The organism is Psychrobacter urativorans (assembly GCF_904846695.1).
Lineage (GTDB): Bacteria > Pseudomonadota > Gammaproteobacteria > Pseudomonadales > Moraxellaceae > Psychrobacter > Psychrobacter urativorans.
In genome coordinates this window covers 24778-50726 of sequence record NZ_CAJHBR010000012.1, presented here as the reverse complement: position 1 = coordinate 50726, position 25949 = coordinate 24778, and the positions used below count along the sequence as shown (strand labels likewise).

Annotated in this window: 18 protein-coding genes, 1 tRNA gene and 1 pseudogene; 2 read left to right on the top strand and 18 right to left on the bottom strand. The window is 41.9% G+C overall.

Going from position 1 to position 25949, the window contains the following annotated elements:
- Window positions 1–125 precede the first annotated feature (125 nt).
- The 8 genes and pseudogenes from JMY09_RS09150 to JMY09_RS09115 all read right to left on the bottom strand — a co-directional run bounded on the left by JMY09_RS09150 (window position 126) and on the right by JMY09_RS09115 (window position 8800).
- Window positions 126–1187, bottom strand: coding sequence for a hypothetical protein (locus tag JMY09_RS09150; RefSeq protein ID WP_201623285.1), 1062 nt, complete (start codon window positions 1185–1187; stop codon window positions 126–128).
- A 91-nt stretch (window positions 1188–1278) separates the two neighbouring features.
- Window positions 1279–2379: a 3-dehydroquinate synthase gene (gene aroB, locus JMY09_RS09145; RefSeq protein ID WP_201623284.1), complete on the bottom strand. Its 1101-nt coding sequence runs from the start codon at window positions 2377–2379 to the stop codon at window positions 1279–1281.
- Between the two features lie 317 nt (window positions 2380–2696).
- Window positions 2697–3275: pseudogene (gene aroK / locus JMY09_RS09140) on the bottom strand (shikimate kinase AroK); the annotation flags it as partial.
- A 179-nt stretch (window positions 3276–3454) separates the two neighbouring features.
- Entirely contained in the window at window positions 3455–5806 is a 2352-nt protein-coding gene (gene pilQ, locus JMY09_RS09135) for a type IV pilus secretin PilQ (RefSeq protein WP_201623283.1), read from the bottom strand.
- A 27-nt stretch (window positions 5807–5833) separates the two neighbouring features.
- Window positions 5834–6367: a pilus assembly protein PilP gene (locus JMY09_RS09130; protein ID WP_201623282.1), complete on the bottom strand. Its 534-nt coding sequence runs from the start codon at window positions 6365–6367 to the stop codon at window positions 5834–5836.
- Entirely contained in the window at window positions 6367–7089 is a 723-nt protein-coding gene (gene pilO, locus JMY09_RS09125) for a type IV pilus inner membrane component PilO (RefSeq protein WP_201623281.1), read from the bottom strand. The genes JMY09_RS09130 and pilO overlap by 1 nt, the downstream gene beginning before the upstream one ends.
- Window positions 7086–7754, bottom strand: a complete 669-nt coding sequence (locus JMY09_RS09120; RefSeq protein WP_201623280.1) for a PilN domain-containing protein — start codon at window positions 7752–7754, stop codon at window positions 7086–7088. Before JMY09_RS09120 ends, pilO begins: the two co-directional genes overlap by 4 nt.
- The gene (locus tag JMY09_RS09115) at window positions 7754–8800 is read right to left on the bottom strand and encodes a pilus assembly protein PilM (protein ID WP_201623279.1); all 1047 of its coding nucleotides are present in this window, start codon (window positions 8798–8800) and stop codon (window positions 7754–7756) included. The genes JMY09_RS09120 and JMY09_RS09115 overlap by 1 nt, the downstream gene beginning before the upstream one ends.
- Window positions 8801–8990: 190 nt before the next feature.
- Between JMY09_RS09115 and JMY09_RS09110 the strand changes: the two genes are divergently transcribed.
- Window positions 8991–11723 (top strand): penicillin-binding protein 1A, encoded by a 2733-nt coding sequence (locus tag JMY09_RS09110; protein WP_201623316.1) that lies wholly within the window; start codon window positions 8991–8993, stop codon window positions 11721–11723.
- 190 nt (window positions 11724–11913) lie between these two features.
- Here JMY09_RS09110 and JMY09_RS09105 read toward each other — a convergent pair whose 3' ends face one another.
- The 3 genes from JMY09_RS09105 to rpoB all read right to left on the bottom strand — a co-directional run bounded on the left by JMY09_RS09105 (window position 11914) and on the right by rpoB (window position 21203).
- On the bottom strand, window positions 11914–12447 hold the full coding sequence (locus JMY09_RS09105) for a DUF6586 family protein (protein WP_201623278.1): 534 nt from the start codon (window positions 12445–12447) through the stop codon (window positions 11914–11916).
- 221 nt (window positions 12448–12668) lie between these two features.
- Window positions 12669–16904, bottom strand: a complete 4236-nt coding sequence (gene rpoC / locus JMY09_RS09100) for a DNA-directed RNA polymerase subunit beta' (RefSeq protein ID WP_201623277.1) — start codon at window positions 16902–16904, stop codon at window positions 12669–12671.
- A 180-nt stretch (window positions 16905–17084) separates the two neighbouring features.
- Window positions 17085–21203, bottom strand: coding sequence for a DNA-directed RNA polymerase subunit beta (gene rpoB / locus JMY09_RS09095; protein ID WP_201623276.1), 4119 nt, complete (start codon window positions 21201–21203; stop codon window positions 17085–17087).
- Window positions 21204–21498: 295 nt separating this feature from the next.
- On the opposite strand from rpoB, the gene JMY09_RS09090 reads away from it, so the two are divergent.
- Window positions 21499–21789: a hypothetical protein gene (locus tag JMY09_RS09090; protein ID WP_201623275.1), complete on the top strand. Its 291-nt coding sequence runs from the start codon at window positions 21499–21501 to the stop codon at window positions 21787–21789.
- Between the two features lie 2 nt (window positions 21790–21791).
- Here the strand turns inward: JMY09_RS09090 and rplL are convergent, their stop codons facing one another.
- From rplL to JMY09_RS09055, 7 genes are all read right to left on the bottom strand, one after another.
- Entirely contained in the window at window positions 21792–22163 is a 372-nt protein-coding gene (rplL, locus tag JMY09_RS09085) for a 50S ribosomal protein L7/L12 (protein WP_201623274.1), read from the bottom strand.
- A 122-nt stretch (window positions 22164–22285) separates the two neighbouring features.
- Window positions 22286–22813, bottom strand: coding sequence for a 50S ribosomal protein L10 (gene rplJ / locus JMY09_RS09080; RefSeq protein WP_201623273.1), 528 nt, complete (start codon window positions 22811–22813; stop codon window positions 22286–22288).
- Between the two features lie 501 nt (window positions 22814–23314).
- A complete protein-coding gene (gene rplA, locus JMY09_RS09075; protein ID WP_201623272.1) occupies window positions 23315–24016 on the bottom strand; it encodes a 50S ribosomal protein L1 in 702 nt (233 codons plus the stop codon).
- Window positions 24016–24447 carry a 50S ribosomal protein L11 gene (rplK, locus tag JMY09_RS09070; RefSeq protein WP_201623271.1) on the bottom strand — a complete coding sequence of 144 codons (432 nt, stop codon included), beginning with the start codon at window positions 24445–24447 and terminating at the stop codon, window positions 24016–24018. The genes rplA and rplK overlap by 1 nt, the downstream gene beginning before the upstream one ends.
- Before the next feature lie 145 nt (window positions 24448–24592).
- Window positions 24593–25123, bottom strand: a complete 531-nt coding sequence (nusG, locus tag JMY09_RS09065) for a transcription termination/antitermination protein NusG (RefSeq protein ID WP_201623270.1) — start codon at window positions 25121–25123, stop codon at window positions 24593–24595.
- A 73-nt stretch (window positions 25124–25196) separates the two neighbouring features.
- Window positions 25197–25682 carry a preprotein translocase subunit SecE gene (secE, locus tag JMY09_RS09060; RefSeq protein ID WP_201623269.1) on the bottom strand — a complete coding sequence of 162 codons (486 nt, stop codon included), beginning with the start codon at window positions 25680–25682 and terminating at the stop codon, window positions 25197–25199.
- 53 nt (window positions 25683–25735) lie between these two features.
- A tRNA-Trp gene (locus JMY09_RS09055) sits at window positions 25736–25811 on the bottom strand.
- Window positions 25812–25949: the final 138 nt, after the last annotated feature.

Below are 25949 nucleotides of genomic sequence, written 5' to 3'. Positions count from 1 at the left end.
ATTGCTTTTAAAGCGTATTGTCAAAAAAAAAGCAAAAAAATTTGCTAATAAAAGTTAACCACAGCAATCCCGACTCTAGCGGCTATTTAGAAAAAACCGCTAGATCGAAAACTGCTAGCTAAAAGCTACTTACTCTTCTCTTCTATTAGTTGCTTAATAGGATCACTATTGCCTTTGTTAGTAGTGCTCTTATCAGCGCCACTATTATTCTTTTTATTACTGCCTTCACTAGCTTTATCAGGATTGCTCGCCGAACTTGGTTGTTTAGGTGTGGCTACTACCGGTGGCTTTTTGACTTGTGGCTCAGCCTTAGTAGCTTTATCCTCCTTTTTAGCATCATCAGAATTTTCAGATGATAAGGTGCGCTCTTCATTGACTGATAAGGTATCTGAAGTGTCGGCGGACTGACTAATACTGCCAGTGCTATTAGTATTAGACTGATTACTAGACGGCTTAGAAGCGGCCTCTTGATTATCATTACTAACTTTAGGAACTACTGGCGCTTTTTGACGCACAGGTACTTCACGCTTGGTAGGATTCAGTTTTACTGAGCGTGAGCGTCTAGTACTTAGATCTTTTATGGGTTGCGAACGCTCATAATTGTCGATAATACTAGTGTAGCGATTAATCTCTTCTGATAGCACACTTACGTCAGCAGGTAAGCCAAAATCTACCAATTTTGCCGCCCCTACTGCTTCTTGTGAGCTATTTAATAGACCATAAGTAAGCATATAACGCAGCTGTTTGTTCTCATCGCGATAGCGGAAATAGGCAAATTTATCTCTATCTTTTCGACCTTCTAGATAGCTGACTATCACCTCATTCTCGGCGACATTCATCACTTGTACAGTCCATTTGCCTTTATTGGCAAGCAAGTATCGCTTATCTTTGAACTCGTCTGGATAATTGCGTAAATCTCGAATAGTATCTTCAAAATCAATAGGCTGAATGTCATTATCCAGCTCATGCAAAGACTCAATAGATAGAGGTTGTTCAAGCTCACTAGCTAATGCTTCAGGTGCAGCAATAGGAGCATTCTCAATTTTGGCTCCAATTGCAGGGGTTTGGCTGACCATCCAAAGCAGCGCAGTGGCCACTCCGAGCAGCAAAGTCATCATTAACCAAATTAGTGCTTGGCGACGATTTGACTTACTGCTAGAGCTAGTCGTAGAGCTCGGTGCTGCCATGGGAGTTTCCTTGGAAAAGTAATTAATTAACGCTTATCAACAGCCAATAGCTTATCAACAGCTATTAGCTTATAAACAATTAGTATGCCGCTTAGGATGACAGCACTTCAGTAAGCAACTGCGCATCGAATTCGTCTGTCAATACGGCTTCACCTAATGATTTTAACAAAATCAGCCGGATTTGTCCTTGTTTGACTTTTTTATCGTGGCCCATTAGTTTTAACGCTGTGTCTACATCGATAGCTGGTGGCGTAATTGGCAGTTTCGCTAAGCTCAATACCCGTTTTACTCGAGCCACGTCGCTATCACTGAGCCAGCCAAGCTTTTGCGATAATTCAGCCGCTTGTACCATACCTGCCGCAACTGCCTCACCATGCAACCAATTACCGTAACCTTGATGTGTCTCGATCACATGACCAAAGGTATGACCAAAATTCAATATCGCTCGTATACCTGCTTCACGCTCATCTTGCGCCACAATATCAGCTTTATACTGGCAGCAGCGTTTTACTGCTATCGCTAGAACCTCTAAATCCAAAGCCATCATGGCTGGTAGATGCTCTTCAAGCCAGTCCAAAAACTCAATATCCATAATCAGGGCGTATTTGATGACTTCCGCTAATCCAGCGGATAGCTCACGCTCAGGCAGCGTTTGCAAAGTATTCATATCCGCTAGTACCATCTGCGGCTGCCAAAAAGCGCCAATCATGTTCTTACCTTGTGGATGATTGATACCAGTCTTACCACCAACGCTGGAGTCCACTTGCGACAATAGAGTAGTAGGTATTTGGATAAAATCAACCCCACGCATAAAGCTAGCCGCTGCAAAGCCTGTCATATCACCGATAACACCACCACCAAGCGCAATTAAAGTAACATCACGGTTGAAGTGCTGCGCCATTAGCGCATCATATATTTTATCGATACTAGCCTGATTTTTGTACTGTTCTCCATCAGCTAGGATGCAGACCGCCACCTTAAAGTGCAATTCTAGTTGCGCTTGTAATGCCGCTAAGTATAAAGGCGCAACCGTTTCATTAGTCACAATTAATAGCTGCTTACCCCGTATATAGGAAGTAATTTGCTCCGCCATATTACTAGTTTTATTACCGCTTTGTGCCGTAATAACTATTGGATAATCGTGACTTTGAGTATGTACAATTAAGCCATCTTCCACTAATGCGGTAGTCATCTCATACTTCCTAATGGTTAGGTTTGAAAGTGGTTAGCTTCAAAAATTATTATGCTATAAACATTATTAGCTATAAAAATATGGCGCTATAAAAAATACTATAGTTAAAGTTCATTACGGTCAGCAACAGAGGCTGATGGTACTAAACAATCATTATCAGTGGTCAGCTCTAAGCCAGTATCAGTATCAGTATCAGTATCAGTATCAACAGTGCTACTTTTAATACTCTTAGGGGCATCAATACCGTCATCTACAGTAGCTGCACTATTTAATTCACTATCTGGTTTTATGAGCTCAGGACTACTATAACTGTCAGTATCTTGCTCTAACTCAGTATCCATATCAGTATCCAGAGCTTGTTCTATCTTGACTACTGAAAAACGCTGCAGCTGTTGCAGTAACTGATTGACCATATTCCGTGGATAAGTGTGGCCCGTAGGCATGATAATGTGCGCTACTTGTCGATATAATGGATCACGTTTTTTATATAATTCTTGTAGTATTTTTCTGGGATTAGGCTGTTGTAATAGAGGACGTGACTTGTCCTTCGCTGTACGTACCATCTGTACATCGACTGGTGCATTTAGGTAAACCACAATGCCACGCTGATGCAAGAACGCTCTATTTTCAGCAGACATGACTGCACCACCACCAGTGGCAAGGATAATTTGCTTATACTGGGTTAGCTCATCAATGGCTCGAGTTTCGCGCGCCCGAAAGCCTGCCTCGCCTTCTTTCGCGAATATCCAAGCAATATCAGCGCCCGTTTGCGATTCAACATACCAGTCACTGTCCACAAACTCGCGGCCCAGCTGCTTAGCAAGCAAACGGCCAATGGTGGTCTTGCCAGCTCCCATCGGCCCGACTATAAATACCGACGGTAATTCCTCCAACATAACACTCACTCAGATAAATTAACTATCATACAACGTCATTAATATTCTAGCTAGTAATGAGCGTTGATTATTGTTGATAAAATAATGCTGCCCAAAGCATAACCCTTAGCAATAACCTTGCGCCCATAAAAAAACAAGCGCTTAAGCTTGTATTTTTATAGTGTCTTAAATGCCGCCGCTTATTCTAAACGATTTATGCCATCGTTAACCAGCTTCGTAGTGATAAAGATAAGTAATTCTTCTTTATTATTGCTACGAACGTCTCTACGGAACGCACGACCAATATAAGGTAAATCTCCTAAGAATGGTACTTTATCTACACCATTATTAATACGGTTTTTAAACACCCCGCCTAATACGATAGTTTGGCCATCTTCAACAATGACATTAGTGGAAATCGAGTCTTCAGAAATGGCGACCTGATTATTGATAATAGTTGGTGTGCCATTAGTAATTACTAACTGCAGACCGATTTTGCCATCAGGGGTGATATTTGGCGTAGCCTCAAGGCTCAATGCGGCTTCTTTAAAACTAGTGGTAGTAGCACCACTAGCCGACGCTTCCTGATAAGGAATCTGCGTACCAGAAGAAACTTTAGCGGTTTGTTTATCAGTAGTCAAAATTTTGGGTGTAGAAATAACCTCGCCGCGATTATCCGCTTGTAATGCTGATAATTCAAGATCCAACATGAAATCTGATAACCCCAACAGACCAAAGGCAATGCTCCCTGCAGGATTACTTACGCCTAAATCAACGTTTAGATTATCAGGGCGACTAATATCGTATGACGGATAAGAGACCGACTGTCCATTGACAGTAGTCGTTTCGATATCGAAGTCTTTTAAATCCCATAGGGTCTGGTCACTGCCGCCAACCAATAGGTTGCGATTATTAGCTGCCCCATTAGATAATAGACCCCAGCGCACACCAATCTCCTTACTAAAGGTATCGGTAGCACTAACAATACGTGCCTCAATCATCACTTGGCGTACTGGAATATCAATTTTACTGATTAATTTATGTATATTTTCAATACTATCTGCCACATCTTTAATAATTAAAGTATTAGTACGTTTATCAATAGTGACTGTGCCACGATTGGACAACAAGGTATTATTATTTTGATTGCTACCCGTATTAACAGCACCAAACCCGTCACCACTATTAGAAGGTCCACTACCATCAGAAATTAATAATAAAACATCTTCGGCACGAGCATAGCTCAAGCGAATGTACTCAGTACGCAAAGGAGAAAAGGCTTGCACTACTTGCTGAGCGGCAAGCTCACTAGCTTCTTGTTCTGCAAGCTCAGTAGCAGGGGCGATCAAAATCACATTACCATTCTCACGCTTTGCTAAATTTTTACTTTTCAAAATAATATCTAGGGCTTGATCCCAAGGAACATTGATAAGACGCAAAGTAATGTTGCCAGTGACAGAATCGCTAGCCACCACATTCATCTTAGTGAACTGTGCCAAGATATCTAACACACTACGGATTTCCACATTTTGGAATTCCATAGATAATGCTTCACCAGTATAGACTCTCTCCTCAAGCGTAGGCTCGCCTAACAGCTCAGGTTTTTTAATCGCTATAGTAAGCTGATTGCCTGATTGATAAGCTTGGTACTCGTAGTCTTCGGTCATATTAATAGTAATAGTCCCATTTTGACCTTGATTTTGAGTATCGACACCAGCGACTATCCCACTATTAATAGTAAGACGGCGTAGCAAATTTCTGGGAATCGTACTACCAGTCATGCGTATCACTAGCTTATTGCCTTGCCGCTGCACATCTACCGGAATAGCCTCATTAGCGAGCCCAATACTGACATTACCGCCACCATGGTTATCAGCTGCAAAAGTAAGGGCCGTCAAACCATCGTAGCTATACTGACGAGCCACTTGTGTGGCGGCTAGTCTAGGGTCTAGTAGTGGGTTGACTCGTACCATCATAGTATCAGTCGGCACCGTTTTAGTGCTGCTATTAACGGCTACGCCAACGTTAGCAACACTATTAGTGATCGGTGTGGTGGGAATGACCTCAACGCTGTTGTAGACCTTAGGGGTAGTCGCTAGCGCTTGATTAGGTTCAGTAATAGTAAGCAGTAAATCGTTACCACTAATAGCCGTAGTATAGCTGCCAGTTTGTTTTAGACCCACAATCATGCGAGTAGTGCTGTCATTGCTTAAGGTAGTAACTTCATTGATCATACCGATATTATAGTCAGTCAAGCGACTAGTAATACCGTTTTGAACTTGCTCAAAATCTAATACTAAACGTCTGGGATCATCAAGTTGATAGGCTGCAGGTAATGTCGGAATTTCTGAAAATCCTAAACGTAACTGTGTTACAGCTGGAGCTGTCTTCACTACTGATAAGGTATTAATACGCTGTTCAGCATAAGCGCTGCTGCTAATCATTAGCATACTGACAGCCAATATAGGCATGACAAAATTGTAGGAAGGGATTGTAAAAGTGGCGAATACGCGGTTACTCATCATCATTCCCTTGTGGTTGCGTACTGTCATTATTCATTCCTCAAAAAAAACATCTACTTAACTTATAGGAGAAACCAGAGACTGTGGCTTTTCAACGAATCCAGCTCGGCTATCAGGTACAATTTCAATCAAATTAATTTGGGTAGCAGTAATCTCAACAATTCGGCCATTATTTAAACCGATATAATCTCCTACTTTGACACTAGCTATTGAGCCATCAGGACGCTGTATCAAAGCATATTGCTGACCTTTAGAAGATGTCAGCATGCCACGGAAGGTCATCTGCGCCAGCCCGTACTGTTCTAGAGGTTGTTTAACGCGATTGATATCGGGACGTACACCATCGATAGCTGTAGTTGCACCTTGTAGATTGACTAAACTGGGAGGTAAGAATGGGCTACGTAGCAAGTTAGCACTGTAGACAAAGTCCTTGATTAACTGTGCTTGTGGCGGCGGCTCAATCGGCTTTGTGGCTTGGTTACGTATAGTGTCCATTGCTTGCGAAGCTAGGCCAATACGATCACTACAGCCGGATAGCCCTAGCCCAATAACGGTTAAAGTAACTAGCATAGACCGTGGCTTAATACTCATTAGTTACTCCCTACAGAGGCATCAGCATCTACTAGCGCCTCTTGTGTTACCGCTTCTTTTGAGCGGTAGGTCTTGGTCTGTAGCACTAATTTCAGCTCAGGTATGGCTTCTAAGGTTGGCTGCGGGTTATTCACTTCAAAATCGTGAATAGTAATAATGCGAGGTAGTGTGGCAAGACCACTTAAAAAACTCCCGAACTCATGATACTCACCAAGGGCGGCGATACGAATAGGCTGTTCGATAAAGAACTCATTTTCAATTTCAGCCTCAACAGAGATATCTTGGAAACGAATATTACTGCCAACCCCTGTCATATTAATACCTTCTACTAACTCTGATACTCGGGTGTCTTTAGGCAACTGATCTAACAAGGTATTGAACTGCGTTTCCATTTGACTCACTTGCGCTTTATAAGCTGCTAAATGTCGAGCACGGGACTCTTTTTGCCGATAGCTTGCAAGCAATACTTGCTGTTCACTTTCTGCGGCTCCAATTTCATCAATTTTACTACTGATGGGTAGGGCCCACGATAAAGCGGCAATGAAGACCCCTATTAGCAGCAATATACTCACCTTAACTACTAAGGGCCAGCTGCCATAGTTATCATTATCTAATGACTCAAAGTTGCGCCTAAAATTAGCAAGATTAAAGGTAGGCTCCAGCGCTTTAGTACTAGCAAGCTTTGGATTCTTTAATAGTGATTTGTTAGGGATAAGTTTCATAACTTACCTCCAATAGCAGTATCAACTGCTATCGCATCATCATCTACCATTGTAGAGACTGCGGCTTGTACTTGAGTAGTAATGACGAACTGCACGTAGCGGTCCTCAGCATATATCGGGCGTGGCTGTTTACCAGTTGGTAGCGGCGCATTAAGTTTAGGTTCTGACTGGTAGGCGGCAATGTTTTGCTGGATATTACGTACGGCAGAATTACCCATCCAGTGGCTACTGTTTAAATTACGGATTAGGCTAGATACCACATTAGGGTTATCAGCCATACCCGTCAAAGTGATCAGATCACCTTCTCGCTTGAGATTATTCAAATATAATGCGGGTGGAATGGCTTTAGCGAGATCATCCCATAAGCGTACTGGTATCGGACGCCGACCCTGCAAATCTTGAATCACTTGCATACGAGAGATAATATTTTCACGGCGCTGCTCTAGACTATCAATCTGAACCACTACCGCGTCTAAACGACTGTTTTCTTTAGTGATCAGCGCATTGGCATCGAGTTGTTCTTCAAGCTGATTGTTGAAGTAGCTCCAAGTAGCAAACGCTGATAGAAATGCTAATAGAGTGATAGCGGTAGCTAAGGTAATAAATTCTTTGTTACGACGCAGACGCTCTTCTCGACGCCATGGCAGTAGATTAATACGTGGCATCAGTCAAAACTCCTTAAGGCAAGACCACAAGCAGCCATCAAGCTTGGGGTATCAACGTTCAGCTGCTCACTATCTATATAAGGATCAATAGTCATATTGATAAAAGGATTGGCTATAGTCACCGGCTTGCCAAGCTTTTGCTGCACCATGCCCGCTAAACCAGGAATAGAGCTACTACCACCTGACATCACTAAGTGATCTATATTATTGTGTCGACTGGATGAAAAATAAAACTGCAAAGAGCGTGTTATTTGCTGAACGATGTTTTCTATAAATGGCGTGAGAATTTCTGGATAATAGTCATCTGGTAAAGTAAGTTCACGCTTATTAAAAGTAGCGTCTTCAAAAGACAAGCCATAACGGTTTTGAATCGCTTCTGTTAGCTGTGCACCACCGAATAGCTGCTCGCGGCTATAAACAAACTCACCATTTTTGACAATATATAAAGTGGTCTGGTTATGACCTATATCGACTAAAGCTATTAGCTCAGGCAAGCTGTCTACCATTAAGCTGAAGGCACGCTCTATAGCATGTGACTCAATATCCACAATCTTCGTTTCAAGTCCACCAAAAGTCAGAGCATCAATGCGTTGATTTACATTCTCTGAACGCGAAGCTGCCAGCAGAACTTGTACCATACTGTCATGTACTAATGAGGGGCCAACCACCTCAAAGTCTAAGTTAACTTCTTCTAAAGGATAAGGAATGTATTGATCAGCATCCAGACGTATTTGCGCTTCTCGCTCAGCATCATTTAATCTCATATCCATGTCAATAATCTTAGTAATGACTGCTGACCCTGAGACCGATGTTGCTGCGGCACTACCAGAAACCTGCCCCCGTTCGGCCAAGCGAGAAATGGACTCACCCACCATTTCGGTATCAACAACGATCTTATCGACCACTGCTCCTACCGGCAAAGTTTCTATGCAATAAGACTTCAAATGAAATAGGCCTTGCTCACGCTGAATATTAACCATCTTGACAGAAGTAGAACTTATGTCCACTCCTATCAGTCCTTGAACTTTGGAAGAAAATAGCCCCACAAGTTATTTGCCTTATATAAGTTTACAAATTGATAGTTAATAGTAATATTTAAATACAATACGTTACTTAAATACTAGTTTCAAGTATTTAGGGGTTCCTTAGCCCCGATTTACACATTAATTATGACTTACTAGTTTTGTTCGAGGTATAATGTAGAATTTAATGCAAATTTTAAATGATAAGTTTCCTATGGCTAAAAAACATGCTACCGCTCGTTTAATCCACTTTTTGGTGGGCCTTTTTATTGCTTGTCTGGCGCTGGCTATAATTATAGCCTTGGCTGTGCCGATTGGTTTTTATGGTATGGCGATGTATTTATCGCCTACTCTGCCCAGTCTGCAGGAAATAAAGACTGCCAAATTAGAGATGCCGCTACAGATTTATAGTAGCGATGACAAACTGATAGGTCAGTATGGCAATCGCCTCTCCTTACCCGTGAGCTATGATGAGATTCCAAAGAATTTCACCAATGCTTTTTTAGCAGCCGAAGATGCCTCTTTTTTCCAACATAGTGGTATCAGTATTAAGGGCCTTGGTCGTGCGGTCACTGAAGTAGTCACCGATGATGATACGCAAACGGGTGGCTCGACTATTACTATGCAGGTTGCTAAGAACTATTTTTTATCTCCTGAGCGTACTTTAGACCGCAAATTGACTGAGCTTTTTGTCGCACGGAAAATGGAAGACGAGCTTAGCAAAAAAGAAATTTTGACTTTATATGTCAACAAGATATATTTAGGTGAAGGCGCTTACGGTATTAGTGCAGCCGCTAAAAAATACTATAGTAAATCTCTTGATAAGCTTACTATAGCTGAAATGGCGATGCTGGCAGGCTTACCTAAAGCGCCCTCAAAGTATAATCCGGTTGCTAATCCTAGCCGTGCTTTAGTACGCCGTAACTGGATTATTGGCCAAATGTATAAGCTCAAATATATTAGCAAAGCTGAGCATGATGAAGCCGTTAAATCCCCAATTGGCCTCAACTTGTATCAAGAAAAACTCGATGTCAACATGCCTTATTTGGCAGAAATGACTCGTTATGCTTTAGTCAACCGTTACGGTGAACAAGTAGTCAATGGGGGTTGGCGCGTGCGTTTGACTGTCGACAGTCAAGCCCAGCTAGATGCAGAAAAAGCGGTATTAAAAGGCTTAGTTGATTATGACCATCGTCATGGCTGGCGTGGTGCTGAAGCTAATGACAAGCCACTAGAGAGTTTCCAACGCTACGCTAATATGTCACCTGCTAAAGTAACTAAAGTTAACTCCAGTAGCTTTGAAGCTATTATGCTTTCTGGTAAAACGGTTACCGTCAATTGGTCAGGTATGAGATGGGCACGTAAGTATATTTCTGCCGACCGTTTTGGTAGCTCCCCTAGCAATGCCTCACAGATTGTCAGTGAAAAAGATATTGTTCGTCTGATACCGACTGAAGGTGGTAACTGGAAACTGGGACAAATACCTAAAGTGCAAGGTAGCTTAGTATCTTTGCATCCTGATACTGGTGCCGTCAACGCCTTAGTCGGTGGCTTTGACTTTAATCATAGTAAGTTCAACCGAGCGTTACAAGGCTGGCGTCAACCTGGCTCAACTATCAAGCCTTTAGTCTATACCGCTGCACTAGAAAAAGGATATAGTCCTGACAGTATAGTCTCTGACCGTCCTATTCAAGTAGGTGACTGGAAGCCAAAGAACTCTGATGGGCGCTTCTTAGGGGATATTACTTTACGCCGTGGTTTATATTTATCCCGTAACTTAGTGTCTATTCGCTTACTGCAAGCCATTGGGATCTCCGATGCTCGCAACTTATTAGATCAGTTTGGCTTGGATAAAGAAAAACTACCTACTACCCTATCGTTAGCTCTAGGTGCGGGTCAAGCCACCACTTTACAGATGGCGACTGCTTATACTACTTTTGCTAATGGTGGCCATCGTATTCAGCCTTACTTTATTGAGCAGATTTATAACTACGATAATAAAATGTTATTCCAAGCCAATCCTCAACAAGCTTGCGCCTTGTGCTTTAATGAGGGCTTGCAGAAGCTTAATGAAAAATTAGTTGTAGATTATAATAAACGGGCTGAAGAAACCTTACTAGCTGCCACTGATTCTAAAACCAGTAAAAACACTACTGAGGCTGCAAAAGATGCCAAGAAATTAACGGCAGATGGTACAGAGGATAGCGTGCAGAATATTAACAGTATCTCAGCAGACCAAAGTGCTAACCTCAATATGTATGATGCTAGCCCAGCAGCGGATCGTCTCAAAGCGCCAGTTACTCAGTATGTGACTGCTACTCAGGCTCCCCGTATTCTAAAGCCAAAAGTAGCTTATGATATGGCCAGTATCTTGCGTGATGTAGTGCAGCGTGGTACAGCGGTAAAAGCGCGCGCTTTAGGTCGTGACGATATAGGTGGCAAGACAGGAACTACTAACGAAGCCAAAGACGCTTGGTTTGCAGGCTTTCACCCTACTAACACTACTGTAGTATGGATGGGCTTTGATCAGCCTGAAACGCTTGGTCGCCGTGAGTATGGTGGTGTTGCTGCTCTACCAGTGTGGATGGACTTTATGCGGGCCCAACTGAAGGGCACACCTCGTCAGTGGGTATCTTTGAATAACAAATCAAAGTCGCAAAAACAAAAGTTACGAATCATAGAGATGACTGATGAGGGCGCAGTTACTACTAGTGAAGAGGAAGATGAGGGCGGTAATGGTGTAGCCAAACCTGTCAAACTTAAGACTCAGCAACGTCCGTTACCAGTGCTTGAGATAGATGAAGCAGCAGCTACTAGTGCGGCTAAGATTAACAACAGCAAGGACAGCACCAAGGCTACTAGTACTAGCGATCAACCACGTAATGCTAGAATACCAAAGACGGTAACCCCAGCACCAGTCGGCCAGTTATCATCAACGCCCGAGTAATTAAGCTTACTAGTCATCATGGTTTATGGCGGCTAACTTTATAAGCTTACAACTTTATATAAATTATTAAGCAGTACGGTAATAAAAAAGGCTTATTCAATTAATACTGAATAAGCCTTTTTGCTGTTTAATACAATCTGGTTTTGTTATTCGATACGATATAGCTGCACAGCCTACTGATACTCAGTGGTTAAAACTCCACCATACCGGCTCGCAGTTGCTCGATGAGGTCCAAAAACTGCTGTCGCCATTCACGTATAGTAGCATCATCTGGTAACCACTGATTAGACAAAGTCACAACGTTGACGATCAAATCACGAGCTGGCGGTTGATTATTAACTATAGCTGCACTTTGAGTTTCTATCTCTTCGGGTTGTACCGCATAGAGACAACGCTGATAAGCACGCTCAACGTTAGCTAAGAATCCTTGTTGTTGTAGCAGCTGTAGACGCTGTATCTCTGGTGAAACTTGGGTACGTGCACTTAATGCCTGTTCGATGTCTACCATCGTTGGTGCACTCATATTCAAGCCATAGAAGTGTCCTAACTCTTGCAGAAAAGCTAAATAAGTGCCATACAAGTGAAAGATAGCCGTCTCGCAATGCGCTTGATAAAGCTGCTTATCAGTACTATCTCCAGCTGCTTGACAGGCTAAACGACAAAAATATAGCTTTTGATTGGTACGATCTGCTTGATATTTGGCAACACGAGTTTTACCTGCCATGAGTCTACTATCCTTATAAAGGTCATTAAAACTTTGGAAAACTACCGTCTATTATCCAGTTTACTATTTTCCATCACAGATTTCTTACAAAATACATAGTAATTTTTAGAGACAAAAAAGCCAGCAACTTGGCTGGCTTCTCAGTTTATCTAAGCTGTAATAGAGAACTACTGTTAATAAAAATATTGATAAAAACGCTATTAATATTAACAATAACTCTATTAGTTATCTTGATTAAGCTCTTGAGCAAAGGCTTCATCAAAGCTAGCAAAGTCTTTACTATCGCTACCACCGATGCTCATATCAAACGCCGTATTATCGAAAGAGGCATTCAAGTCTTTATCTTGTAGTTTTTTCTCAGCTTTGTCTTTACGTGCTTTATGATAAGCAAGACCAGTACCCGCTGGAATCAAGCGACCAACAACCACGTTCTCTTTGAGACCGCGTAGCTCATCAATCTTACCAGTTACCGCAGCCGCTGTTAATACACGTGTGGTTTCTTGGAAAGATGCTGCTGAAATAAAGCTTTCAGTAGCCAAACTTGCTTTAGTAATACCTAGCAACTGACGCTCAAACTTCACTGGGAACTTATCTTCTGCTTCGAGTTTAGCATTCAATGCTCTGATATCAACGTATTCAACCTGATCACCTTTAAAGTGATTAGAGTCACCAGCATCAGTAACTTCAACTTTACGCAGCATCTGACGAATAATAACTTCGATGTGCTTATCGTTGATTTTTACACCCTGCAAGCGGTAAACATCTTGAACTTCGTTTACGATATAGTCAGCAAGAGCAGTCTGACCTTTTAGACGCAAGATATCATGTGGATTCTGTGGACCATCAGCGATCACTTCACCACGAGCTACTGTCTCATTTTCAAAAACGTTGATTTGACGCCATTTCGGGATTAGCTCTTCATGGATCTCACCGTCTTCATTAGTAATAATAAAGCGGTTTTTACCTTTAGTCTCTTTACCAAAGCTCACTACACCAGTCATCTCTGCCATGATGGCATGATCTTTCGGGCGACGGGCTTCAAATAAGTCAGCAACACGTGGCAGACCACCGGTAATATCTTTAGTACCTGAAGAGGCTTGTGGTACACGGCCTAAGATTGAGCCAGCAGCCACTTCTTCACCATCACCAACACGAATGATAGTTTCAGCAGGTAAGAAGTAAACCACTTCTTTACCTTCATTAGTATTCAAGATAATAGCCGGACGTAAATCTTTGGCTGAGCTTGAACGATCACGGGTAGCAAGAATCTCAAACGAGCTCATACCAGTAGCGTCATCAACTTTTACAGTAGCTGTCAGACCATCGGTAATATCACTAAAGCGTGCTTTACCCGCAAACTCAGTAATAATAGGATGCGTGTGCGGATCCCATTTAGCGATAGTTTGACCACCTTCAACATGATCTTCGCTCTTCACAAGTACGCTTGAACCGTAAGGCACTTTATAGCGCTCACGCTCACGACCTAACTCATCGGTCAAGGCAATTTCAGCTGAACGAGATACGATAACTAAGTGACCATCAATGTGCTCAACAGTTTTCATATTCTCGAAATGAACCTGACCGCCATTACGGACAGAGATGCTGTTATCTACAGAAGCTGAGCTTGCCGCTCCACCTACGTGGAACGTACGCATGGTTAACTGAGTACCAGGCTCACCGATAGACTGAGCGGCCATTACACCAACTGACTCACCGATGTTAACTTTATGACCACGGGCAAGGTCACGACCATAACACTGCGCACAAACACCATGAGCTACATCACAAGTAATAACTGAACGAACCCAGATATCATCGATAGCGTTGTCATCAAGCACATCAACCCAATGCTCATCAATCAAAGTCCCTACTGGGATTAAGATTTTATCAGCATCATCATTATAAGTAACATCACGTGAAGTTACTCGACCTAATACTAGATCACCAAGCTTCTCAATGATTTCGCCACCTTGGATATGCGGAGTCATTAGCAAGCCAACTTCAGTACCACAATCATCGCTAGTGATAACCAAATCTTGTGCTACGTCGACTAAACGACGAGTCAAGTAACCTGAGTTAGCAGTTTTCAAGGCAGTATCAGCTAGACCTTTACGCGCTCCGTGAGTTGATATGAAGTACTGAAGTACAGTCAAACCTTCACGGAAGTTAGCTTTAATCGGCGTCTCGATAATAGAGCCATCCGGTTTAGCCATCAAACCACGCATACCTGCCAACTGACGAATCTGTGCCGCACTACCACGAGCACCAGAATCTGACATGATAAAGATAGAGTTAAAAGACTTCTGCTCTTCTTCTTCACCTTGGGCGTTGATTACTTTATCTGTTGCCAAGTTGTCCATCATTGCTTTGGCGACTTTATCATTGGTACGTGACCAAATATCGACTACTTTGTTATAGCGTTCACCTGCTGTCACAAAACCTTGCTCGAACTGATCTTCAATTTCACGTACTTCGGCTTCTGCTACACCAATAATTTGTTTTTTACTTGGTGGAATGACCATATCATCTAAGCAAATCGATACGCCAGATAAAGTGGCTTGTGCAAAACCAAGGTACATCAATTGGTCAGCGAACATAACGCTGTCTTTGACACCCAAGTTACGATAGCAAGAGTTAATCAATCTTGAGATATTCTTTTTAGTCATCTCTTGATTACATTCTTCAAACGCCATGCCCGTAGGCATAATGTTCCAGATTAATAAACGACCTGCTACGGTTTCTTTTAGGCTAGTTTTTTCAGTACGAGTGCCATCTTCTGCGATAGTAGTTTCAGTTACTCGAACTTTGATCTTAGCGTTAACATGTAAATCGTTAGAGCCAATAGCACGTAGCGCTTCATTAACAGTAGCGAAGATCATGCCTTCGCCTTTAACGTTCACTGACGAGCGACTGATGTAATATAAACCCAATACCACATCTTGTGATGGTACGATGATCGGATCACCGTTAGCAGGTGATAAGATGTTGTTGGTAGACATCATCAAGGCACGTGATTCAAGCTGTGCTTCTAGGGTCAATGGCACGTGAACTGCCATTTGGTCACCATCAAAGTCAGCGTTGAACGCGGTACAAACCAGTGGATGCAACTGAATGGCTTTACCTTCAATCAATACTGGCTCAAACGCTTGCAGACCCAATCTGTGTAGGGTTGGTGCACGGTTAAGTAGCACTGGATGCTCACGAATAACCATCGCTAGCATATCCCACACTTGTGGCTCTTCACGCTCAACCATCTTTTTAGCAGCTTTGATCGTCGTCGCTAAACCGTGTGACAATAGTTTGTTATAAGTAAAAGGCTTGAAAAGTTCAAGAGCCATTTTCTTAGGTAGACCACACTGATGTAGACGTAGTGTTGGACCTACTACAATTACTGAACGGCCAGAATAATCGACACGTTTACCTAGTAAGTTTTGACGGAAACGACCTTGCTTACCTTTAATCATATCCGCTAAAGATTTCAATGGACGCTTGTTACTACCAGTGATAGCACGACCGCGACGACCGTTATCTAATAACGCATCGACTGACTCTTGTAGCATACGTTTTTCGTTACGTACGATAATGTCAGGGGCGCTAAGCTCAAGCAAACGCTTAAGACGGTTGTTACGGTTGATAACGCGGCGATATAAATCGTTAAGATCTGAAGTCGCAAAACGACCGCCTTCTAGCGGTACTAGAGGACGCAAATCTGGTGGTAGTACTGGCAAGATGGTCATTACCATCCATTCAGGCTTATTATGAGAATCACGGAAGGCTTCTAATAACTTCAGACGCTTAGACATCTTTTTAAGCTTAGTCTCAGAACCCGTCTGTGGAATCGCTTCACGTAACTCATCAATTTCGATATCTAAATCGATATCTTTTAACAAGTCTTGAATCGCTTCTGCACCCATCTTAGCAACGAACTCATCACCAAACTCTTCTAGAGCTTTATAGTAGTCTTCGTCGTCTAAAAGCTGATACTTCTCTAAGCTAGTCAGACCAGGCTCAGTTACAATGTAGCTTTCAAAATATAAAACGCGCTCGATATCACGTAGAGTCATATCTAGCAATAGACCGATGCGGCTTGGTAATGACTTTAAGAACCAAATATGCGCAACTGGGCTAGCAAGGTCAATATGACCCATGCGATCACGACGCACTTTAGCAGTAGTGACTTCTACGCCACATTTTTCACAGATAACGCCTTGGAACTTACGACGTTTGTACTTACCACAAAGACATTCAAAATCTTTTACTGGACCAAAAATCTTGGCACAAAATAGACCATCACGCTCAGGCTTAAAGGTACGATAGTTAATAGTTTCAGGTTTTTTAACTTCACCATGTGACCATGACTTAATAACGTCAGGCGAGGCTAAGGTAATTTGGATACTGTCAAACTCATGGTTACCATTGCTGGTAGGGCTCTGCATGATATCGAGTAAATCTTTCAAGTTGCTTCTCCGTTATCTTTATAATCATCTGCTAGCGTTGTCACCCTAATTACAGTGGCACTGCTAGTTAAGATGAATGAAGGCAATGAATAGGGTTGAGATAAATGCCTAAAAGCAGCAGCAATAAGCGTACTGCTTTTAGTTAACTACCTAAATGATCAATTATGAAATCATATTTAGTTAGTGAGTTTGTTTTAGCTCAATATTAATACCCAAAGATTTTATTTCTTTGGTCAGTACGTTAAACGATTCAGGCATACCTGGATCCATGTACTGCTCACCATCAACGATGTTTTTATACATACGCGTACGGCCTTCAACGTCATCCGACTTCACGGTTAGCATTTCTTGCAAGGTGTAAGTGGCGCCATAAGCTTCTAGAGCCCAAACTTCCATCTCACCGAAACGCTGACCACCGAACTGAGCTTTACCACCTAGCGGCTGTTGCGTCACTAGTGAGTATGAACCCGTTGAACGCGCATGCATCTTGTCGTCAACCAAATGGTTAAGTTTGAGCATATACATGTAGCCAACCGTTACTTTACGATCGAATTTTTGACCAGTACGACCATCATATAACGTTTGCTGACCATCACGTGCCATACCTGCAAGCTCAAGCAAGTCTTTGACTTGATGCTCATGCGCCCCATCAAATACTGCTGTACCCATAGGGACACCGGCACGCAAGTTATCTGATAGCGCCATGATGTCATCATCACTTAAGCTATCAAGATCGACTTGTTCGCCACCAACTTTGTTATAGATTTGGTCTAAGAAATCACGCAAATCTTTTATCGCTGCTTGGGCTTTAAGCATACCATCTATTTTTTCGCCCAAACCTTTAGCAGCCATACCTAAATGGGTCTCTAGTACCTGGCCGATGTTCATACGCGAAGGTACGCCTAGCGGATTTAGTACGATGTCAACAGTGTTGCCATGCTCATCATAAGGCATGTCTTCAACTGGCATAATACGTGATACCACACCTTTGTTACCATGACGACCAGCCATCTTATCACCAGGCTGAATACGACGCTTAACCGCAAGATATACTTTAACGATTTTTTGTACACCATGCGCCAAATCATCACCAGCAGTCAATTTGCGTTTTTTCTCAGCAAATTTACTATCGATATCTTTTTGCTTATCGACTAAGTATTCTGCAATTTGAGTCAAACGCTCAGAGATATCTTCTTCGACTGGCTGGATATCAAGCAAAGTCTCAAGATTCATATCTTTCATATCAACTGCAGCCATAACAGTACCGGCTTTTAGACCTGAACCACCACTGACTTTTTGACCGTTAAGCAAGTTGCTGATACGACCACGAGCCGCTTCTTCAAAGATGCGTAACTCTTCTTTTAAATCTTTACGATAGCTGTCTAACTGTGACTTCTCAATAGCACGCGCACGCGCATCTTTTTCAACGCCATCACGAGTAAAGACTTGTACGTCGATAACCGTGCCTTTGCTTGATGTAGGTACTCGTAAAGAAGTATCTTTTACATCAGCCGCTTTTTCACCAAAGATTGCCCGTAGTAGTTTCTCTTCTGGGGTCAGTTGGGTCTCACCTTTTGGCGTGACTTTACCCACTAAGATATCACCAGCATCTACTTCAGCACCGATATAAACGATACCTGCTTCATCAAGACTAGATAAAGCCGCTTCACCAACGTTTGGAATATCACCAGTGATCTCTTCAGTACCTAACTTGGTATCACGAGCCACACAAGTCAATTCTTGGATATGAATAGTAGTAAAGCGATCTTCTTTCACTACTTTTTCAGATAGCAAGATTGAATCTTCGAAGTTGTAACCATTCCAAGGCATAAAGGCAATGCGAATGTTCTGACCTAACGCTAGCTCACCAAGATCGGTTGATGGACCATCGGCTAAAATATCGCCTACAGCAATAGCATCACCTTGGTTAACAATGATACGTTGGTTGATACAAGTGTTTTGGTTAGAACGAGTGTATTTAACTAAGTTATAGATATCAATACCAGCTTCACCAGCAATCATCTCATCTTCGTTAACTCGTACTACCACACGAGAAGCGTCAACATCTTCAATGACACCACCACGCTTAGCGATCACACAAACACCAGAATCACGAGCAACGTGACGCTCCATGCCCGTACCTACTAACGGCTTATCAGCACGTAGTGTAGGAACCGCCTGACGCTGCATGTTCGAGCCCATCAAGGCACGGTTAGCATCATCATGCTCTAGGAACGGAATCAAACCTGCTGCTACTGATACTACCTGACTTGGTGACACATCCATATGCGTCACTTTTTCTGGTGGCATACGTACGAATTCACCATAGCTACGCACACTGACCATCTCATCGCTAAGCGCACCATCAGCAGTTACTGGGGAGTCGGCCTGTGCAATTACGGTACCTACTTCTTCAATAGCTGATAAATACTCAATAACGTCAGTTACTTTACCATCGACTACTTGGCGATAAGGCGTCTCTAGGAAACCAAAGCTGTTAGTTTTAGCAAAAGTAGCTAGTGAGTTGATCAAACCAATGTTTGGACCTTCAGGAGTCTCAATCGGACATACACGACCATAATGAGTATCATGAACGTCACGTACTTCAAAGCCTGCACGCTCACGAGTCAAACCACCGGGTCCTAGTGCGGATACCCGACGTTTATGGGTAACTTCCGACAAGGGGTTGTTCTGATCCATAAACTGTGACAACTGACTTGAACCAAAGAATTCTTTGACTGCAGCAGCAACAGGTTTTGAGTTAATCAAATCTTGTGGCGATAAGTTGTCTGATTCCGCTGAGCTCAAACGCTCTTTGACTGCACGCTCAACACGTACTAGACCAACACGGAATTGGTTTTCTGCCATTTCGCCTACTGAACGAATACGACGGTTACCTAAGTGATCGATATCATCGACTTCGCCGCGACCATTACGAATCTCAATCAGCTCTTTTAGAACATTGACGATGTCGGCATTGGTCAATACACTGCGCTCACGCTGAATATCAGGATCGTCAGTATTATCGAACTCAAGGCCTAAACGACGGTTGAACTTCATACGGCCAACGTTTGATAAGTCATAACGATCAGCGTTAAAGAACATGCTGTCGAATAGTTTCTCAGCAGTTTCAACTGTTGGTGGCTCACCTGGACGCATAACTTTATAAATTTCAATCAACGCTTCTTCACGGCTAGAAGTACTATCAGCACGTAGCGTATCGGCAATATAACTACCTTGATCGATATCGTTAGTGAACAAGATGCTAATTTGTTTGATAGCATCACTAGCTTCAAACGAGTTAATTTTGACTAATAGTTCATGATCAATAGGAGTGTTAGCTTTAGCAATAACTTCACCGTTAACGATGATGTCTTCAGCTAGAATACGCTCATACAAGTATTCATCAGGTACCGCAATCTTAGTCATACCCGCTTCTTCAAGCTGACGGATACGACGAGCATTGATACGTTTGCCTTGCTCAACGATCACTTCGCCTTCTGCTGATACGATATCGAACTGAGCCATTTCACCACGTAAACGATCAGCTACTAGGTCGATTTCGAACTGCTCTTCACCTTTATATACAGCTACTTTTTGGAAAAATAGATCCAATATCTCATTAGTACTAAGACCTAAAGCGCGTAGAATAATAGATGCAAGCAGCTTACGGCGACGGTCAATACGAGCAAAAACTAAGTCTTTAGCATCAAACTCGAAATCTAACCATGAACCACGGTAAGGAATGATACGAGCGTTATAAAGTACTTTACCACTAGAATGTGACTTACCTTTATCATGATCAAAGAACACCCCTGGTGAGCGATGTAGCTGAGACACGATAACTCGTTCAGTACCATTAATAATAAAGGTACCGTTATTGGTCATCAGTGGGATTTCACCCATATAGACGCTTTGCTCACGGATATCTTTTACCGCAGCTTTGCTATCTTTATCTTTGCTGTCTTTGTCTTTGATAATCAGACGAATCTTAACTCGCATAGGTGCTGCAAAAGTTGATCCGCGCAATATACACTCACGCTCATCAAACTCAGGCGTGCCTAAGTAATACTCAACAAATTGTAACTCAGCATTACCAGAGTGACTCTCAATTGGGAAAATAGAGGAATACGCAGCTTGTAAACCAGTATTCTCACGAGCCTTAGGCTTTTTGTGCTCTTGCAAAAAGTGCTCATAAGAATCAACTTGAATAGACAATAGATAGGGAATGTCCATCACAGTTGGCAATTCAGCAAAGCTTTTGCGAATACGCTTTTTTTCAGTATAAGAATATGCCATCGGGAGTCCTTACAGTAACGTGGAAACAAATTGAAAGCGTGACCAGCAAGCATAAATAGTATGCATAGTTGGCAACGTAAACGATAATAAAGTCGTACTCACTAGTATTTAACTAGCCTTTCTTAAATACTTTTAAAACGGTTATAAAATAGTGCTTAAATTCAAACTCAATGCGTTATTAGTATGGTCGCTAATATCTACCGTCTACGAGCACTGTTGGCAAGCTTATGAACTGACAGTAAAATCATGCTAAACTACATAATATATAGTAGGTAAAAACAATTACAAAAGGGCTATGAGACAAACATCAATTGAAATTGGAACAAAATTTACCATTATTGGGAAAGCATGCAGACACAGAAAAATGCCAAACATCAAACGACGTTTAGCCTATATTAATTTATTACTCATAACTACTGTGGTTGCTTGCATGTATAACGTGTGTCCTTTTGATGGGTATCCACCGCTTGTGATACGACTATTGGCAGACACAAAAGGTCAAGCTAGTAATTATAATAAAAAAAAGCCAGCAATGCAAGGCATCACCAGCTTTTTTTGTAAAACTTTAGATTTAGAGCTTAGCTGAACTTATTTTAGTTCAACAGTAGCGCCAACTTCTTCAAGTTTCTTTTTCAATTCTTCAGCTTCAGCTTTGTTAGCGCCTTCTTTGATTGGTGCTGGAGCACTTTCAACCAAATCTTTCGCTTCTTTTAGGCCAAGGCCAGTCGCTTCGCGAACAGCTTTGATAACGCCAACTTTCTTCTCGCCGAAGCTAGTAAGAATAACGTCAAATTCGCTTTGCTCTTCAGCAGTAGCAGCAGGACCAGCAGCAGCAGGTGCAGCAGCGGCAACAGCAGCAGTTACGCCGAATTTTTCTTCCATAGCGCTGATTAATTCAACGATATCCATTACTGACATTTCAGCAATTGCGTTTAACACATCATCTTTAGATAGTGCCATGAGAACTCTCCGTTATCTGATAAAATTAATTGATTCTAGTAGCGTTTAAACTGCTTGTCCAAAGTTTAATGAATGAACAATCAATGCAGCAAACGATAATAAATTTACGTTAAAACAAGCAATTAAGCAGCTTCTTTTGCGTCTTTGATTGCTGCTACAGTGCGAACAAGCTTACTAGGAACAGCGTTCATAGTTTGAACTAGCTTGGTCACAGGTGCATTCATAGTAGCCATCAAGATAGAGAGTGCTTCGTCACGAGTTGGTAGTTTCGATACGCGCTCTAGCTCTTCTGGACCATAAACCACACCGCCGACTGATACTAATTTGGTCTCTAAAGCATTGTTATCTTTGCTGAAGTCAAAAATGACTCTAGCAGCAGATCCCAAATCTTCCATAGAGAAAGCCAAAAGTAATGGACCAGTCATACTGTCTGACATGCACTCAAACTTAGTGCCTTCAAAAGCGCGTTTTGCTAGGGTGTTTTTCACAACCTTCAAAACTACACCTTTATCACGGGCTTGTTCGCGCAGCTTAGTAAGCTTTGCAACACCAATACCATGATACTCGGCAGCTACTGCTGAGTAAGCATTAGCAGCAACTTCAGACACTTCAGCCACAACTTGTTGTTTTTGCTCTAGCGTTAATGCCATAAGTTAACTCCTTAATCTTACCAATCAACTATCAAGATAAAAATTAAAGACCTAAGTCTTCAATAAATTAAGCTATCAGCGTTGATTGACTTGATACGACACGTTACTCATAAACTTTCGTTTTAAGTAACGCCTGATTACGGCACCGTTATCAGAATGACGTCGAATGATAAACTAACGCTACTAAGTTAATAGTAATGCTACCCTATCGTCTCTAGTCTTAAACTGGGTGGGTCACCGTCTGCGTAGGACAATTAAGATTTTCATCTGTCATCGATTAACAAGACCAACTCGTTGCTATTTATAAGAATAACTAGTAGCTGATAACAACTACTGTCTTCTATCAAAAATACCTTAGAACTGCTCTCTACCTACGGTCTTAGACAGCGTAGCAAAAAACTACGCTGACCTAATTTTTAAAATTTGATTGGATTACTGTTTAAGCCTAATAGCTAAATAGTAAAAATATTTTTCTCAAAGCATTTGCTTATCAAAACTAGCTTATTTGGCCATACGATAAGGAACAGGATCAATAGTTAGACCTGGACCCATAGTGCTAGACAAAGTGATCTTCTTAATGAAAATCCCCTTTGAAGTAGCAGGCTTAGCGCGTTTTAGATCCGCTATTAATGCTTGAGCATTTTGCATAACTTGTTCAGCAGTAAAGCCAACTTGACCGATAGTCGCATGGATAATACCACCTTTGTCAACACGATACTGTGCTTGACCAGCTTTAGCATTAGTCACAGCTTCTGCAACGTTTGGCGTTACTGTACCGACTTTAGGGTTAGGCATTAGACCACGTGGACCTAAGATTGTACCCAACTGACCAACGACACGCATAGCATCTGGAGCAGCAATAACTACATCAAAATCCATGTTACCGGCTTTGATTTGATCTGCTAAATCTTCCATACCTACGATGTCTGCACCAGCTTCTTTAGCAGCTTCAGCAGCAGCACCCTGTGCGAACACAGCAACGCGCTTAGTTTTACCAGTACCCGCAGGTAGGTTAGTAGCACCACGAACAACTTGATCAGATTTACGTGGGTCAACACCCAAGTTAACAGCAATATCAACAGACTCTTTGAATTTTAGCGCTGGCAAATCATTTAGGATTTGTACCGCTTCTTCAATAGTGTACTGCTTATCATTATCGATACGGCTATTGATTTCTTTTTGACGTTTGGTTAGCTTAGACATTATACACCCTCCACGGTAATACCCATCGAACGGGCAGTACCAGCAACAGTACGAACAGCAGCATCAAGATCAGCAGCGGTTAAATCTGCATCTTTAGTTTTGACGATTTCTTCTAACTGAGCACGAGTCACTTTACCGACTTTAGCAGTGTTTGGCGTACCTGAACCTTTAGCGACACCAGCAGCTTTGCGTAATAAGTACGCAGCTGGTGGTGACTTCATGATAAAGGTAAAAGACTTATCACTATAAACAGTGATTTCAGTTGGAATCGGCAAACCTGGCTCTTGGTTTGAAGTCGCAGCGTTAAATTCTTTACAGAACGCCATGATGTTCACGCCTTTTTGACCCAAAGCTGGACCAATCGGTGGTGAAGGATTCGCTTTACCTGCTGGGACTTGTAGTTTGATGTAACCATCAATCTTCTTAGCCATGATTTTCTCCTAAATGGGTAATAGCGCCAGTTAAATACTTTATATACTTAAGAGACTGAGTCTCAAAGAACTTTAGTAGTTAACAACAGCTCCCCGGTTGATGAATACTGAATTAATTAATAATTACTGCATTAATAATAGTTATTTAGTCTAGCTTTTCAACTTTGCTAAACTCAAGTTCAACCTGTGTAGGTCGATTAAATACGTTTACGGTTAATTGTAGCTTGGACTTTTCATAATCGACTTTTTCCACCATACCTTTAAAGTCGGTGAAAGGACCATCAATAACCAATAACTCTTCGCCTGGCTCAAATAGAGTCTTAGGACGTGGATTGGTTTCAGCTTGATTAAGACGGTTTAAGATGCGGTCAGCTTCTACTTGAGTAATGGGTGCTGGCGTTTCAGCAGTACCACCGATGAAACCCATAATACGAGGACATTCATTAACGATGTGCCAAGTGCTGTCGTTCATTTCCATTTGAATTAATACATAGCCTGGAAAGAATTTACGCTCACTTTTACGCTTTTTGCCGTCTTTCATTTCGACGACTTCTTCAGTAGGTACTAACACATCACCAAAAGAATCAGCGAAGTCACTACGATTAATACGATCAGTTAATGAACGTTGTACTTGTTTTTCATATCCTGAAAACGCTTGGACAATATACCAACGCATATCACGCTCCTGATCTTTATAACTAAGTCGTTATAAATAAAATTGGGGTTAAAAAAGAGTAATACCTCTAATATTAACCAATAAATAGACCGACGAACCAGTTAAAAAAGTTATCTAACAACCAAACAAAAAACCCAGCAATCGCGATCACGACAATGGTTTGCCATGTGTATTGAAAGGTTTCGTCTTTGCTTGGCCAAGTTACTCGGCGTAATTCAACTGCAGCATCGCTCAATAAGGTTTTAAAAGCAGTACCTTGATGGGTCATCGCCAAACAAAATAATGCAAATACTGCTAATACAACAATGATACCAATACGGACCCAAAGGTCGTTGGCTGGCTGCCATACACCGGGTAAATATTGATTGGCAAAAGTTGCACTAATTAAAGCAACAATGGCTAATAGCCACAATACTATATCTTTTGCTGAGCTTTTCTTTGCCACTTCAACGGCAGAAGTATTTGTCGCTGAGATGTGGTTTCCTTTAGACAGCATGCCGCCAGTAACCGCATTGGCATTAGATAACTTTGAATCGAGGTTATCTTGGTCATTGCTCATAAAGGACTCACTTTGGAGTTGCTAGACTACAACAAAGATAGGATAAAAAAAGATGGCAGGCGATGTAGGACTCGAACCTACAACCCTCGGTTTTGGAGACCGATGCTCTACCAATTGAGCCAATCGCCTAGGGGTGTTAAGGCTGATTATTATACATGGCTTTATATATAATGCAAGTTTTAACAGTATATTTTTTTAGTGAAGAGGGTTTGTCTTATATGTTATGGCATGGAATAGATTATAAATATGACAATATAATAGATGGTG

Excerpts from the sequence above, each read along its gene's own strand:
- JMY09_RS09090 (WP_201623275.1), top strand. The coding sequence starts at position 21,499 with ATGAGACAAACATCAATTGAAATTGGAACAAAATTTACCATTATTGGG.
- rplK (WP_201623271.1), bottom strand. The coding sequence starts at position 24,447 with ATGGCTAAGAAGATTGATGGTTACATCAAACTACAAGTCCCAGCAGGT.
- nusG (WP_201623270.1), bottom strand. The coding sequence starts at position 25,123 with ATGCGTTGGTATATTGTCCAAGCGTTTTCAGGATATGAAAAACAAGTA.
- rplJ (WP_201623273.1), bottom strand. The coding sequence starts at position 22,813 with ATGGCATTAACGCTAGAGCAAAAACAACAAGTTGTGGCTGAAGTGTCT.
- secE (WP_201623269.1), bottom strand. The coding sequence starts at position 25,682 with ATGAGCAATGACCAAGATAACCTCGATTCAAAGTTATCTAATGCCAAT.
- rpoB (WP_201623276.1), bottom strand. The coding sequence starts at position 21,203 with ATGGCATATTCTTATACTGAAAAAAAGCGTATTCGCAAAAGCTTTGCT.
- pilQ (WP_201623283.1), bottom strand. The coding sequence starts at position 5,806 with ATGACAGTACGCAACCACAAGGGAATGATGATGAGTAACCGCGTATTC.
- rplA (WP_201623272.1), bottom strand. The coding sequence starts at position 24,016 with ATGTCTAAGCTAACCAAACGTCAAAAAGAAATCAATAGCCGTATCGAT.
- pilO (WP_201623281.1), bottom strand. The coding sequence starts at position 7,089 with ATGAAACTTATCCCTAACAAATCACTATTAAAGAATCCAAAGCTTGCT.
- aroB (WP_201623284.1), bottom strand. The coding sequence starts at position 2,379 with ATGACTACCGCATTAGTGGAAGATGGCTTAATTGTACATACTCAAAGT.
- JMY09_RS09150 (WP_201623285.1), bottom strand. The coding sequence starts at position 1,187 with ATGGCAGCACCGAGCTCTACGACTAGCTCTAGCAGTAAGTCAAATCGT.
- JMY09_RS09110 (WP_201623316.1), top strand. The coding sequence starts at position 8,991 with ATGGCTAAAAAACATGCTACCGCTCGTTTAATCCACTTTTTGGTGGGC.
- JMY09_RS09130 (WP_201623282.1), bottom strand. The coding sequence starts at position 6,367 with ATGAGTATTAAGCCACGGTCTATGCTAGTTACTTTAACCGTTATTGGG.
- JMY09_RS09120 (WP_201623280.1), bottom strand. The coding sequence starts at position 7,754 with ATGCCACGTATTAATCTACTGCCATGGCGTCGAGAAGAGCGTCTGCGT.
- rplL (WP_201623274.1), bottom strand. The coding sequence starts at position 22,163 with ATGGCACTATCTAAAGATGATGTGTTAAACGCAATTGCTGAAATGTCA.
- JMY09_RS09105 (WP_201623278.1), bottom strand. The coding sequence starts at position 12,447 with ATGGCAGGTAAAACTCGTGTTGCCAAATATCAAGCAGATCGTACCAAT.